12 protein-coding genes are annotated in these 13,121 nt (G+C 37.4%); 7 read left to right on the top strand and 5 right to left on the bottom strand.

The genetic code is table 11. The annotated features are described in order from the left end of the window. Nucleotides 1-51: 51 nt before the first annotated feature. The 3 genes from ahpF to ACIQYS_RS20180 form a co-directional block, all read right to left on the bottom strand. Nucleotides 52-1,581: an alkyl hydroperoxide reductase subunit F gene (gene ahpF / locus ACIQYS_RS20170; protein ID WP_402984116.1), complete on the bottom strand. Its 1,530-nt coding sequence runs from the start codon at nt 1,579-1,581 to the stop codon at nt 52-54. Nucleotides 1,582-1,593: 12 nt separating this feature from the next. Beyond that, nucleotides 1,594-2,163 (bottom strand): alkyl hydroperoxide reductase subunit C, encoded by a 570-nt coding sequence (gene ahpC / locus ACIQYS_RS20175; RefSeq protein ID WP_402984089.1) that lies wholly within the window; start codon nt 2,161-2,163, stop codon nt 1,594-1,596. 615 nt (nt 2,164-2,778) lie between these two features. After that, entirely contained in the window at nt 2,779-3,102 is a 324-nt protein-coding gene (locus tag ACIQYS_RS20180) for a YflT domain-containing protein (protein ID WP_402984092.1), read from the bottom strand. Nucleotides 3,103-3,249: 147 nt separating this feature from the next. On the opposite strand from ACIQYS_RS20180, the gene ACIQYS_RS20185 reads away from it, so the two are divergent. Beyond that, nucleotides 3,250-3,747 carry a flavin reductase family protein gene (locus tag ACIQYS_RS20185; RefSeq protein WP_402984119.1) on the top strand — a complete coding sequence of 166 codons (498 nt, stop codon included), beginning with the start codon at nt 3,250-3,252 and terminating at the stop codon, nt 3,745-3,747. 153 nt (nt 3,748-3,900) lie between these two features. Then, on the top strand, nt 3,901-4,296 hold the full coding sequence (locus ACIQYS_RS20190) for a VOC family protein (protein WP_402984095.1): 396 nt from the start codon (nt 3,901-3,903) through the stop codon (nt 4,294-4,296). A 313-nt stretch (nt 4,297-4,609) separates the two neighbouring features. Here the strand turns inward: ACIQYS_RS20190 and ACIQYS_RS20195 are convergent, their stop codons facing one another. After that, on the bottom strand, nt 4,610-5,647 hold the full coding sequence (locus tag ACIQYS_RS20195) for a PTS sugar transporter subunit IIC (protein WP_402984098.1): 1,038 nt from the start codon (nt 5,645-5,647) through the stop codon (nt 4,610-4,612). 181 nt (nt 5,648-5,828) lie between these two features. On the opposite strand from ACIQYS_RS20195, the gene ACIQYS_RS20200 reads away from it, so the two are divergent. After that, complete coding sequence (locus tag ACIQYS_RS20200) at nt 5,829-6,140, top strand: hypothetical protein (RefSeq protein WP_402984101.1); 312 nt, start codon at nt 5,829-5,831, stop codon at nt 6,138-6,140. A 171-nt stretch (nt 6,141-6,311) separates the two neighbouring features. Here ACIQYS_RS20200 and ACIQYS_RS20205 read toward each other — a convergent pair whose 3' ends face one another. Then, on the bottom strand, nt 6,312-6,977 hold the full coding sequence (locus tag ACIQYS_RS20205; protein ID WP_402984104.1) for a TVP38/TMEM64 family protein: 666 nt from the start codon (nt 6,975-6,977) through the stop codon (nt 6,312-6,314). A 331-nt stretch (nt 6,978-7,308) separates the two neighbouring features. On the opposite strand from ACIQYS_RS20205, the gene ACIQYS_RS20210 reads away from it, so the two are divergent. The 4 genes from ACIQYS_RS20210 to ACIQYS_RS20225 all read left to right on the top strand — a co-directional run bounded on the left by ACIQYS_RS20210 (nt 7,309) and on the right by ACIQYS_RS20225 (nt 13,020). Beyond that, complete coding sequence (locus ACIQYS_RS20210; RefSeq protein WP_402984106.1) at nt 7,309-8,565, top strand: erythromycin esterase family protein; 1,257 nt, start codon at nt 7,309-7,311, stop codon at nt 8,563-8,565. Nucleotides 8,566-8,643: 78 nt separating this feature from the next. After that, nucleotides 8,644-10,122 carry a D-alanyl-D-alanine carboxypeptidase/D-alanyl-D-alanine endopeptidase gene (dacB, locus tag ACIQYS_RS20215; RefSeq protein WP_402984122.1) on the top strand — a complete coding sequence of 493 codons (1,479 nt, stop codon included), beginning with the start codon at nt 8,644-8,646 and terminating at the stop codon, nt 10,120-10,122. A gap of 130 nt (nt 10,123-10,252) precedes the next feature. Continuing rightward, nucleotides 10,253-10,828 (top strand): TetR/AcrR family transcriptional regulator, encoded by a 576-nt coding sequence (locus ACIQYS_RS20220; RefSeq protein WP_402984108.1) that lies wholly within the window; start codon nt 10,253-10,255, stop codon nt 10,826-10,828. A gap of 98 nt (nt 10,829-10,926) precedes the next feature. Then, nucleotides 10,927-13,020: an MMPL family transporter gene (locus ACIQYS_RS20225; protein ID WP_402984111.1), complete on the top strand. Its 2,094-nt coding sequence runs from the start codon at nt 10,927-10,929 to the stop codon at nt 13,018-13,020. Nucleotides 13,021-13,121 lie beyond the last annotated feature (101 nt).

Consider the following 13,121-nt stretch of genomic DNA (forward strand, 5'->3'; position numbering starts at 1 on the left):
GCCTGTTCCTCTGACTATTCGTTAAACGAATCCATATTTAATGTTCGTTCATTAATTTCGGACTAGATAATCGAATGCACCTAAAGCAGCAGTCGCACCTGATCCCATTGAAATAATGATCTGTTTATACGCACTATCCGTGCAGTCTCCCGCGGCAAATACGCCAGGTACGTTCGTTGCACCACGCTTATCGACAACAATCTCGCCAAATTTAGTGCGTTCAACGGCGTCACCTAACCAATCCGTACTCGGCACAAGACCGATTTGGACAAATATACCAGCTAGTTCGATATGCTGTTCTTTCCCTGTTTCACGCTCAATGTAAGTAATACCGTTTACGCTATTAGTACCAGTAATTTCCTTCGATTGAACATTTTTCAGAACCGTCACATTCGGCAAGCTATAAAGACGCTCTTGTAGAACAGAATCGGCTTTCAACTCTGGATTAAATTCAAGAACGGTTACATGTTTTACAATCCCTGCAAGATCAATTGCTGCCTCGATACCGGAATTACCACCGCCAATAACAGCAACATCTTTACCTGCAAACAATGGACCATCACAATGCGGACAGTATGCGACCCCTTTATTTTTAAATTCGGCCTCGCCAGGTATGCCAACATTGCGCCAACGCGCACCTGTTGAGAGGATAACGGTTTTACTCTTTAGAACGGCACCGTTCTCCAATTCAATTTCGATGAGGTCTTTCTTTTCCAAACGTTTCGCACGCTGTAAGTTCATCACATCGACATTGTACTCTTTTACGTGTTCTTCAAGGCTTGAAGCAAGTTTAGGACCTTCAGTATGTTTAACACTAATGAAGTTTTCGATCGAAGCTGTGTCTAAAATCTGACCACCGAAACGATCGGCGACGATTCCTGTGCGAATACCTTTACGTGCTGCATAAATTGCTGCACTTGCTCCCGCTGGTCCGCCGCCAACAACGAGTACATCATATGGATCCTTATCAGCGAATTCTGATGCATCTGGTCCGCTACCCATTTTGGCTAGGATTTCTTCGAGTGACATACGGCCACTAGAGAAGGATTCACCATTTAGGTATACAGTCGGAACAGCCATGATATTTTTGCTTTCCACTTCATCTTTAAACGCTGCGCCGTCAATCATCGTATGCGTAATGCTAGGGTTTAACACACTCATTAGGTTAAGTGCTTGTACAACTTCCGGACAGTTTTGACAGCTTAAACTAATATACGATTCGAAGCGGTACTCGCCTTCCATGTTTTTCACTTGCCCGATCACTTTCTCATCCACTTTAGGAGCTCTGCCACTCACTTGCAATAAAGCAAGAACGAATGAAGTGAACTCATGTCCAAGTGGAATACCAGCAAAAACTACGCCCGTATCTTCACCGATACGATTAACACTAAAACTTGGTGTTCTTTCTAAGTCCACCATTTCTACTTTAATGCGGGATGACATCGTGGCTAACTCATCCACTAGCGCAGTCATTTCACGCGAGACCTTATCTTCTCCTGCGCTAACTTTAAGTAGCACATCGCCCTCCATCAATTCAAGATATTGGGCTAATTGTGCTTTTATATCTCCGTCTAGCATGATTCCATCTACTCCTTAAATTTTCCCTACAAGGTCAAGGCTTGGTTTAAGTGTTTCTTCGCCTTCTTTCCATTTTGCTGGGCAAACTTCACCTGGGTTGTTGCGAACATATTGTGCCGCTTTGATTTTACCAACGAGAATACTTGCGTCACGACCAATGCCATCCGCATTGATTTCAGCTGCTTGAACGATGCCGTCTGGGTCGATAATAAACGTACCGCGTTGTGCAAGTCCTGCTTCTTCGTCTAGCACATCAAAGTTGCGTGAAATAGTCTGTGCAGGGTCACCAATCATGATATATTCCAGTTTGCTAATCGCATCTGAATGATCATGCCATGCCTTATGTGTGAAATGTGTGTCCGTTGAAACGGAATATACTTCAACGCCAAGTTCTTTTAGTGTTGCGTATTGATCTTGAAGATCTCCAAGTTCAGTAGGGCAAACGAATGTGAAATCTGCTGGATAAAAGCAAACGACACTCCATTGACCTTTTAGGTTTTCTTCAGAAACCTCGATAAACTCACCGTTACCGCTATTGTAAGCTGATGCTTTGAATGGTAATATTTCTTTTCCTATTAATGACATAATCAATGTTCCTCCTAGTGTTTTTTTGCATAGTTAGTTTAGGCAATAAATTAAAACCTAAACCGCAGTAATAATAATTTTATTACTGTCGATTAACTATAATAATTCTAATTACATAATTATTGTCGTATAAGTAATATTGTTTGTCAACAATATTCCTCTATTTATCGCTATGGCTGTCATCTGATACAATACAAAAAGGTACTGTAATCAGGGTGTTTAACCAAATTCCAAGAACAAAAAGTATATTTTAATATAACTTGTATTCTCAATTAATATGGCAAATTCCCAATTAGAGAATATTTAGATTATTAATAAAATTATAAGTGCTATCCAAAATAGGAGATCTAGGTCGCCGAAAATTTAAACTAATAATAAAAAATTGAAAATGGCTGAAATAACATCTTTCCTTCTCCTTCTAAATATGAAGTCGAAGAGATTGCTCCAGCTTTACTATGGAATGATGGTTAGAAATTGTTTGAGCTTTCTGTTTAGTATTGATTGGAAAATTATGTTATATAATATTTCACTTTTGGATTGTGAAGATTTTGTAAAACGAACATAAAAAATCCCATTCCGCTATGCAAGGAATGGGATTATAGCTCTATTTCATATTTATTTGTTATGTGCAATTATGATTAGCTTACCTTTGTCGAGCTCTGCTTCCGCTTCCGCTGCTTCTTCTTTTGATAAACCAACGGATTCCATTTTACTACGAAGTTCATCCCCGCGCGAAGTAAACATATTTTTCATGGATTCAAGGAAGCCTTGTTCTTTCATACCTACATCAGAAGTATCTAGAGCATCGTTAATATCATCCGCTCTTTCTTTGAAATGGGCGAAGATATGAATGTGATCTTTTGAATACCCTTTTGATTCTAGCGTCTCAATTTCTTGTTTTGCTTGTAAAGCATTTTCTACGGTTAATTTGACTGTCATTAAAATCTCCTCCATCTTTTTTGTGATATAACTATCTTTACCCTTCTTATTATGATTTAAACAAAATTAAATATTGTGGAATCAAAAAGTATGAAAGAATATAATGACTTTGATATGCTTAAAATAAAAAGAATGGAAGTCGTTCATATGGATAATAAAACAGAACAAATAGGAAGTTTTAAGGCTGCAATGGGCAATTATCCAACAGGGGTTACGGTTGTAACTGCATTCGATCAAAAGGGGAATCCAGTAGGGCTAACAGTAAACTCTTTTGCATCTGTTTCATTAGAACCACTCCTTATCTTATGGTCCATTGATAAGCGTGTGTATTCGTACGAAGAATTTTTAAAAGTAGACAAATTTACAGTGAACATTTTAGCAGCGGATCAAGGCGATCTATGTACTTTATTCTCTAGTAAAATAGAAGACCGTTTCAGTAAATGTGATTGGAAAAAGTCAGAATTGGATTTGCCAGTCCTGTCGGATACGTTAGCCACTTTACAATGTAGAGTATTTAATCGAATTGATGCAGGTGATCACACGACGATCATAGGGGAAGTTTTAGACATTCAAAATGAAAGTAAAAAACCGCTTCTATATCATCGTCGGACAATTGGTGCGATACCGGAAGAATTTTATCATTAAAAATAAAGATTGCCTCCAAAGTATTTTCTCACTTAGTAGGCAGTCTTTTATTATTCAAAATTTATTTGATGAAATACGGTTACTAAATATTCAGATAGTGTGGCATAATCAAATTGTATATGCTTATAATAATTTTAGAAAAGAGGTTATCAGATGGGTAGAGTTGTACATTTTGAAATTCATGTAGATGAAATGGAACGAGCTAAGAAATTTTATGGGGAAGTTTTTGGTTGGCGTTTTGAAGATTGGAGCGACTTTGCAGGAACACCTTATTTTGGAGCAATTACAGGGGACAAAGAGGAAATGGGCATCGATGGCGCTTTAATGCAACGGAGAACACCATCACCTGAAAGTGGACAAAGTATGAATGCATTTGTTTGCACAATGGCAGTGGAAGATTACGATTCGACAGAAGCATCAATTTTAGCTCATGGCGGAACAGTTTCCGTTCCTAAACATGCGTTACCAGGAATGGCATGGCAAGGATATTTTACGGATTCAGAAGGAAATATTATTGGTATTCACCAACCGGATAAAAACGCCAAATAAGTTTTTGGTGCCAGGAACCGTCACTAGAAATAGTTCGGATACCTGGCACTATTCACGAGTCCAGACTTCAGCGCCTTGCTCCTGCGCACAGCTCGTCGCAGGTGAACGTTGCCCCTCGGGGTCAAATGTGAAAAAGCTGCTCCTGCGCACAGCTCGTCGCAAACAAAATCGCTTGTGGTGGCTGAGGAGCTGCCTCCTGGGCCCGCACGATGCGAGTCATGTCTGCTTTGCCACAGGATGTGGCGCACTTTGCAGACCTACCCCATTCCCATTTGCCTGTCGGGACAGACATAGGCGCTTCCGCTTTTATTCTTTATTCAAAATCCAATTTATAATCATTCGCTTTAATCCATTTTAATTTACGAGAAAATACAAAGATTAGACCGACGTTTAACAAAATAGGTAGGATTAAAAACGTACTTAACATAATTGTTATATTTTCAAGTGTCCATCCGCCATCTGCTAAGTTTATGTAATTTAAAGGACCAACTAATCCGGATAAACCGAAACCAGCACTATAAGGTGTTCCTTGAATATTTAATACTCCTGCTAATGCACCGAGTATTGCAGCTGTGATGAGCATTGGAAAAGCAATTTTGGGTTTCATAAAGAAGTTTTTCATTTGAATTTTCGGTGAACCTAGCACATGTGCAAGTGCTGTACCTAGGCTATTAGCTTTGTAGCTTGCAATTGCCAAACCGACTCCGGTTGCTACAATCCCTAAATTTGCTGCCCCTGATCCTATACCGGAAAGCATTATGACTGTCGCAACACCAACTGTTGAAATAGGGGACAGAATGATTATACTGAAGACAACTGCAATTATTGCACCCATCAAAACTGGTTGTAAAGTTGTTAAATGCGCTATACCCTCTCCTAACAATCCAGTCGATTTTTTTACAAATGGTAATAATAAATATCCAATCATCCCAGGGATTAAAATACTTAAAGCAGGAATTAACAATATAGAATATTCTTTTAGACGGTTACCAACGAGTTGTACGAATAACACTGCTAGTGCAGCAGTAATCCCCGTGTTAATAACAATACCAATACCTTGAAGTGCAAACAATCCATCCGCAGTTTTTTGAATAGCACCACTACCAACCATTGCGGCGATTCCAACACTTGCTGTTTGAATGGGTGTTAGATCAAACTTAATTCCTACCATAACCCCAATCATTATCGGTAATAAACTCATAACAAATACGGTAATATCAAACAAATGCTGTAGAGCTGGAAAGTGAGGAATTAATAACTTTAAAATTTCCCCTAATAGTGCATTGGGAATCAATGCCACTACAATCCCAATGCTCATCCCTGTTAATAACTTGCTGAAAAAGTCTTTCACGCTACTAATCTCCATTTCTATGTATATTGTTGTTAATTATAGAGACTTTTCTGAAAACAAACAATATACTTTAACGCTTTAAAGTGAAAGTGTGTAAAATTTAGTCAAAAATATATTAAGTTATGATACAAATGTGTTTTTATCTTAATACACTTTAATATAGTAGACCGGATAAATCCCTTTGAGCAATATATTGCTCAAAGGGATGTTGCTTTGTAATACTCAATTTAGCGCGGCATTGGACCTACATTACCAGGGAATCCTTGCTGCCAGTGTTGGCCCATCCCCGGAAAACCTTGTTGCCAGTGTTGACCTTGTTGCCATGGATATCCTTGTTGCCAGCGTTGACCTTGGTGCCATGGATATCCTTGTTGCCATGGATATCCTTGTTGCCAGTGCTGTCCTTGGTGCCATGGGTATCCTTGATGCCAATGCTGACCTTGATACATGGGAAATCCTTGATGTCCAAAATTCATCGGATACCCATGACTAAAATTAGAGCTCTCCTGTTGCCAATATCCATCATGAAACTGTCCAACCATTCCATTTCACTCCTTTTTGATCTTCTACACAGGATATGAGAAAGGAGAGGAGTGAGCTAGGTACATTGAAAAGTGATCGTTGAGTGTTAATGTATAATTACTTGCAGTAGCTGAACTTTTAACTAGGCCTTTCTTTTTTTTCTGATCATTTTAATGAAATAATAAAGTAATACAGCAGCTAAAACGATAATCCAAATAACATATTCATTAAAATTTGCTTTCAAAATTCCAGCTGGTATAAGGGCCAATACAAAGAAGTAAAAGAAATTTCCGATCGCTGTCGCAACTGAGAATGGTAGTATTCGAATCGTGCTTAAACCACCTAAAATGTTGACCAAACTTGTTGGGACGAATGGGAAAATACGCGCTTGGAATACATAAGCCAAGCCACTGGAATCAACTTTCTCGATTAATCTGGCATTGAATTTTTCAATAATCATGTCTTGTAAAATATAGCGGGTACCATAAAATACAATGATGGCAGATAAGATACTTGTGAACCAACTCCACAAAAAACCATTCCAAAATCCAAATAATGTGATATTAATTGTAATGACAAGAATTAGAGGGAACACCGTGAAAGAGTTTTGGATGAGCATGACTAATGCCATGAAAATAAATGCGTAGCTCATATTTTTATGTAAAAAATTACGAATTTTTTCTACATCCCCATCAAGTAATAAACTGATTAAATCTTGATTTAGTACAAAGAATAATAAAAGAAGTAGCACGCTACCCCATAATAGCCACTGTTTTTTTCTAGATAGTTTAATTATTATCTTTTTCATCCGTCACCCATTCTCTCTTCGAATAAATCAGTTTTCCAAGTTATATTCAATCGTACCATGCTTTAGACATTGCAAAAACTTTTGCGTTTGGATGCCAAAAAGTTATTTCTTCATTTACCAAAAGATATTAATGACCTGGATGAATTAGACTAAGATAAATTCTATTATATAGAAGAAGAGGGGATATATTTAATAGAGGATCGAGGCTTAAGTGGTTACGATCAAGCTTACTTTTTCATAGGGAAGGCGATTCATTAAAATTGGAAATAATAAAACGAATGGAAAAGGTGCACTTTACCCAAACTTACTTAGAAAAGGAGTGTTTTCATTAATGTCTCTAGTAGAATCTATCAAAAAGTATGCTCTACCGTATAAAACAAATGAAGATTTATCCTCTATAATTAGTGCGATTGGTGATGCGAAAATTGTTCTTCTCGGAGAAGCAAGTCATGGGACATCCGAATTTTACACAGTCCGTGCAGAGTTGTCCAAACGATTGATTGAAGAAAAAGGTTTCACACTTATTGCTGTAGAAGGGGATTGGCCGTCGACTCAGCGCATAAATAGGTTTATCAAAGGCTTTGACGTAGAAGAAACTGATGTTCGAGATGTACTTAAAGCATTTAAACGATGGCCAACTTGGATGTGGGCAAATGAAGAAATTGCAGAATTCATTACGTGGTTAAAAGTGCGCAACGAATGGAAAGAAGTAAAAGAGAAAGTGGGGTTTTATGGCATAGATGTGTACAGTCTGTGGGAATCCTTAGATGAAGTAATTACTTATTTAAGTAAAACGAATCCCGAGGGAACTGATTTGGCGTTTGCCCAAAAAGCATTTTCTTGTTTTGAACCGTTTAACCGTCATCCCGAAACTTATGCGATTTCTTCCATTAGTATTTCCGAAGCTTGTATAGAAGAAGTATCTAAGTTGTTAACTGCCATTCGGGCACACGAAGACAAGTATAAAGATGCGGAAGAAACCGATTTGAATTTAAAAATAAATGCAATGGTTGCTAGAAATGCGGAAGAGTACTACCGTGCAATGGTGCGTAGCGATGAATTATCATGGAATGTCCGTGATGAACATATGGTGGAGGCCATCAACGAAATAATGGATTACCATGGAAAAGACGCAAAAATAATTATCTGGGAACATAATACGCATATAGGTGACGCCACTGCCACCGATATGGCAGCATCGGGCATGGTGAATGTTGGGCAAATTATTCGATTGCAAAATAGAAAGGAAAATGTATTTGCGGTTGGATTTGGTACGCATAGAGGCACTGTTATTGCAGCTAGTGAATGGGGTGTGCCACATAAACGGATAAACGTGCCACCTGCAAGGGTAGATTCTTGGGAAGATTTGCTTCATAGGGCAGGAGGATTTAATAAGCAGTTAATTTTTAATGATGAAAACCGTTCGCTATTTAATCAATGGATTGGCCATCGAGCTATAGGTGTAGTGTATAATCCGGAGTTTGAAGCATATGGAAATTATGTACCTTCGAAAATAGGAAAACGCTATGATGCATTTATTTACATGGATCAAACGAAAGCTCTCTCACCGATTAATCGGAAGGAATAAAAAATACCTTATTATCTGACAAATCCATGTTAAACTAACAGTAACTACATACATGGACTGGGAGGATAAAAAGTGAAAATGTGGAGGAAATTTTTAATTAGTTTTGTTGCTATATTGATGATTAGTAGTTCTGTATTTATTCCTCTAACAGAAGATTCAAGTGTAGAGGCTTCTACTTCATATGCAAGTTTAAAAAGCAAAATAAATAATATTATGTCGGACAGTAGAATGAAAAATGCAACATCAAGTGTGACTATTCGGAAAGCATCAACTGGAGAAATTGTTTACCAATATAATGGCGACAAAGAAATTACACCTGCTTCTTCACTTAAACTGCTGACGGGCGCAGCAGCACTTGAAATGCTTGGAGAGAACTACCGTTTTTCTACTATCGTCTTAACAGACGGAAAGTTGAAAGAGGGTACATTAAATGGCAATTTGTATTTAAAAGGCCAAGGGGATCCTACATTATTGAAAAACCATTTCGATAATTTCGCAAGTGCTTTAGTAAAGCAAGGAGTCAAAAAAGTTTCTGGCAATCTAGTTGGAGATGATACTTGGTACGACAGTATTCGTTTGTCTCCCGGGATATTAGCGGAGGACGAGCCTTATTATTACGCGGCTCCCATTTCGGCATTAACACTTGCGCCTAACGGGGATTTTGATGCGGGGTCTGTAATAGTGGAAGCAAAACCAGGAGCAAATGGAAAAACGGCCAATGTTACGTTGACTCCTGTGACAAGTGTTTTACAAGTAGTGAATAACTCCAAGACAGTTCCAAAAGGAAGTAAAAATACATTAAAAATTACACGTCAAGTTGGGACAAATAAAGTCATTATTACTGGAAATGCGCCAATAGGTACTTCCGGTATAAAAGAATGGATCTCAGTTACAAATCCAACTACTTATGCGCTAGATATTTTTAAAAAATCATTAGCGGAAAAAGGCATAGCTTTTGCAGCCTCTTCTAAAGTTGTGCAAGGAAAAACACCTAAAAATGCAGAAGCGTTAGTATCACGAAAATCAATGCCATTGAAAGAATTGATCATTCCTTTTATGAAACTGAGCAATAATACACATGCAGAAATGTTAGCAAAAGAGATGGGAAAAGTTAAGTATGGAGAAGGCAGCTGGGATGCAGGTTTACTAGTCATGCAGGAATATGCAGCATCAGTTGGCCTAGATGTATCGAAATGGAAATTTGAAGATGCTTCTGGTATGTCTTATTCCAATAAAGTTAGTTCAAGCGAGTTGTCGCAGTTGTTATATGTGGTTCGCGCAGAGCCTTGGTACAATACGTATTACAAAAGCCTTCCAATTGCAGGGGAATCCGATCGATTTGTAGGAGGAACTCTTCGAAATCGATTGAAATTAGCCCCAGCCAAGGGTAACATACAAGCGAAAACAGGCAGTCTCGAAAATATTAAATCACTTTCGGGCTATGCTAAAACCAAAAATGGCGAAACGCTTATTTTCACGATACTAACTGAACAAAACAAAACAAACACAATTCCAGTCATAGACCAAATCGCAACTACTATCACCAATTACAAATAACCAAAAAATTATTGTTACAGGATTGTTACGGGTGCCTGGCACCAGCAACAATCCTGTAACAATTTTAGGTGGGGTTGTTTATGTAATGGACGTCATGTACTATACTTAACAGAGCAGTGAGGTGAAGAAAATGGCGAGAGAAAGAAAGTTTACTGATGAGCAGTTATTTAAAGCGACTAAGCAACTAATTATTGAGGATGGTTATGAGGCTTTTACTTTTAGTAAATTAGCAAGCATCTTACATGTTTCAAGGGGAAGTATTTACAAATACTATGAAAATAAAGATGAGCTTATTTCAGAATTTCTTATATACGAAATGAATCGATTTCTTAATGATTTTAATAGCCTTGATAAATCAGGAGATTTCCAAACGCAATTCAACTCATTAATCGATTTCATCTTCGAGCAAAGTATTATACATCAAGTGTTAGAAATCATTCATCAAATTCCTGGAAATACAACAAAGAGAGTAAGAGATAACAAATCTCAATTAAATGAATATCATATTGATATGTATCAACAATTTCAAGGGCTTATCGATTTAGGTAGGAAAGAAAATGTTATTAAAAGTCATTTGCCAGCAGCAGTTTTGTTAGGGATGATCTTTCAAACAATCGCCATACCGAACCACTTTGATATTCCTCAAAAGGAATGGATAGCTTCGATAAAAGAAGTATTAAGTCATGGAATGTTTCAAAAAGATTAATTGACATAACCGTCACCTTTACACATAATGGTGAAGATAGTTATGTTTTTTTTATCTAAAGTGACACTAGTGTCACCAATTAAAGGGAGCGTGATAAAATGAAGAATTTATTTCAACATGTTACTGATTTTGTCACTACGAAAAAAGGAATGTGGATTACCTTAGGACTTTGGTTAGCTATTACATTATTGTTAGTCGTTTTCGCACCAAGTGCAAAGGAGTACAAAGTTTCGGGAGTAGCTTCTTTACCTGAAGAAGCGAAATCAGTCATTGCTCAAAAAAAAATTGACAAACATTTTAAAGATGCGGAAAGTTTACCTGGAATTCTCGTTTTGCAAACTAAGAATGGAGAAATAAGCACCAGTATTCTTGATGAAGCAATAGAAGAAGTAAGAGAGGCAAATATCCATGGTCTAAAAGATTTAATATCTTTTAGTAGTATCCCGCCACAAGCACTTATTGGTTTTTTCTCAGAAGATAAGAAGACAGTAGTCATACCATTAACTTTTAATCCTTCATTAGATACAAAGGACTTAGAAGTAAGCTTAGAAAAAGTGAAAACAATTGTATCAGAACGTACGGGTATGGAAATTTACATGACAGGTCCAGCGGGGATAGCAGTCGATACGGTCAATCTTTTCTCTAGAGCAGATATCGTTTTATTACTGTCTACAGTGGGATTAATATTAATATTATTGATCGTTATTTATCGTTCCCCGCTCCTGGCATTAATCCCACTTGTTGCCGCAGCTTTTGTTTACGAAGTGGTCAATCAACTATTAGGCTTGTTGGGGAAGGGAGGCTTAGAGCTTGCTACCCAGTCAACATCCATCATGTCAATCTTGTTGTTTGCTGCAACGATTGACTATTCACTATTCATTTTCTCTCGCTATCGTGAAGAACTGAAGAAATATGAAAGTAAATTTGATGCGATGAAGCAGGCGATGCGTGAAACGGGAATACCTGTCTTTTTTGCAGGTGGTACCGTATTTGCTGCGATGCTTGTATTGTTTTTCGCAAATTTCGGTGATTACAAGAATTTTGCCCCGATATTCGGAACTACTATGTTCGTAATCATGCTTGCATCGGTGACGCTCATACCTGCTCTATTCACCCTATTCGGAAGAAAATCATTTTGGCCTAAAATACCGAAGTTTGGTGATACAGAAGTGAAGGCAAATACTTTATGGGGTAAAATTGGTTCATTCATTGTTAAGAAGCCTGTAATTTCGGCACTAGCCGTTTTAGTCATTTTAGTGATCTCCGCATTAAATATGTTTAATCTAAAGTATGAATTTGATACGATCAAGTCGTTCCCAATCGATATGCCATCACGCCAGGGATATGAAATTATCGAAAAAAACTTTAAAAAGGGAGATCTTGCCCCAACAACTGTTCTTTTTGAGTCTAAGAATGGTATTACCCCAGAGATACAAGAAAACTTAAAAGAGCAGCTTTTAAAGCAAAAACTTGTAAGTAACGTACGTCCGATCAGCATTTCTGAAGATGGTATGGCAATACAATATCAATTAACATTTGATGAAAATCCCTATTCTGTTCAGTCGATGGATGCATTAGAAGAGATGATAGAAAACGCTAATAGCATCGTAACAGCTAGTAAAATTGAAGGAAGCCTTTACTTGGCTGGAGAAACTGCAAATAAAGTAGATGACCGTACAATAAATAATCGTGATTTAGTAGTTATCGTATTACTCGAAACAATTCTGATCTTTGGAATGTTAATTTTTTTAACCAAATCATTCAAAATGCCAATCTATATGATGGGTACAATATTATTATCTTTCTTGGCAGCTGTTGGTTTAGGAATGTTCTTATGTAACTTGTTTTTTGGTATCGACACTATCAGTAACCGAGTTCCGCTCTACTCATTTGTATTTTTAGTAGCACTCGGAATCGATTACAATATTATGTTAATTTCCAGGTTTTTAGAAGAACGTAAAAAACATGATGTAAAAGAGGCAGTTCAAATTGCAGTAGCAAATACAGGAGGGGTTATTTCGTCAGCAGGTATCTTGTTAGCTGCAACCTTTGCTGTTCTCATGACACAGCCAATTCAGATTCTATTTGTCTTTGGGTTCATCGTAGCTGTTGGAATTATTTTAGATACATTCCTAATTAGAGGTGTTCTTCTACCATCTTTAATTGTGCTACTCGAAAAAGATAAAAAATAAAAAAATGAGGCTGGGACAGAAGTAGCCTCAATCAATGAAAAAAGTGAAATCGCGTGCGATTTCACTTTTTTCATTTTATTTTAAGATTATACGGACAAGAG

Source organism: Psychrobacillus sp. NPDC096426, from assembly GCF_044762745.1.
Lineage (GTDB): Bacteria > Bacillota > Bacilli > Bacillales_A > Planococcaceae > Psychrobacillus.

Excerpts from the sequence above, each read along its gene's own strand:
- ACIQYS_RS20220 (WP_402984108.1), top strand. The coding sequence starts at position 10,253 with ATGGCGAGAGAAAGAAAGTTTACTGATGAGCAGTTATTTAAAGCGACT.
- ahpC (WP_402984089.1), bottom strand. The coding sequence starts at position 2,163 with ATGTCATTAATAGGAAAAGAAATATTACCATTCAAAGCATCAGCTTAC.
- ACIQYS_RS20190 (WP_402984095.1), top strand. The coding sequence starts at position 3,901 with ATGGGTAGAGTTGTACATTTTGAAATTCATGTAGATGAAATGGAACGA.
- ACIQYS_RS20205 (WP_402984104.1), bottom strand. The coding sequence starts at position 6,977 with ATGAAAAAGATAATAATTAAACTATCTAGAAAAAAACAGTGGCTATTA.
- ACIQYS_RS20210 (WP_402984106.1), top strand. The coding sequence starts at position 7,309 with ATGTCTCTAGTAGAATCTATCAAAAAGTATGCTCTACCGTATAAAACA.
- ACIQYS_RS20185 (WP_402984119.1), top strand. The coding sequence starts at position 3,250 with ATGGATAATAAAACAGAACAAATAGGAAGTTTTAAGGCTGCAATGGGC.
- ACIQYS_RS20180 (WP_402984092.1), bottom strand. The coding sequence starts at position 3,102 with ATGACAGTCAAATTAACCGTAGAAAATGCTTTACAAGCAAAACAAGAA.
- dacB (WP_402984122.1), top strand. The coding sequence starts at position 8,644 with ATGTGGAGGAAATTTTTAATTAGTTTTGTTGCTATATTGATGATTAGT.
- ACIQYS_RS20225 (WP_402984111.1), top strand. The coding sequence starts at position 10,927 with ATGAAGAATTTATTTCAACATGTTACTGATTTTGTCACTACGAAAAAA.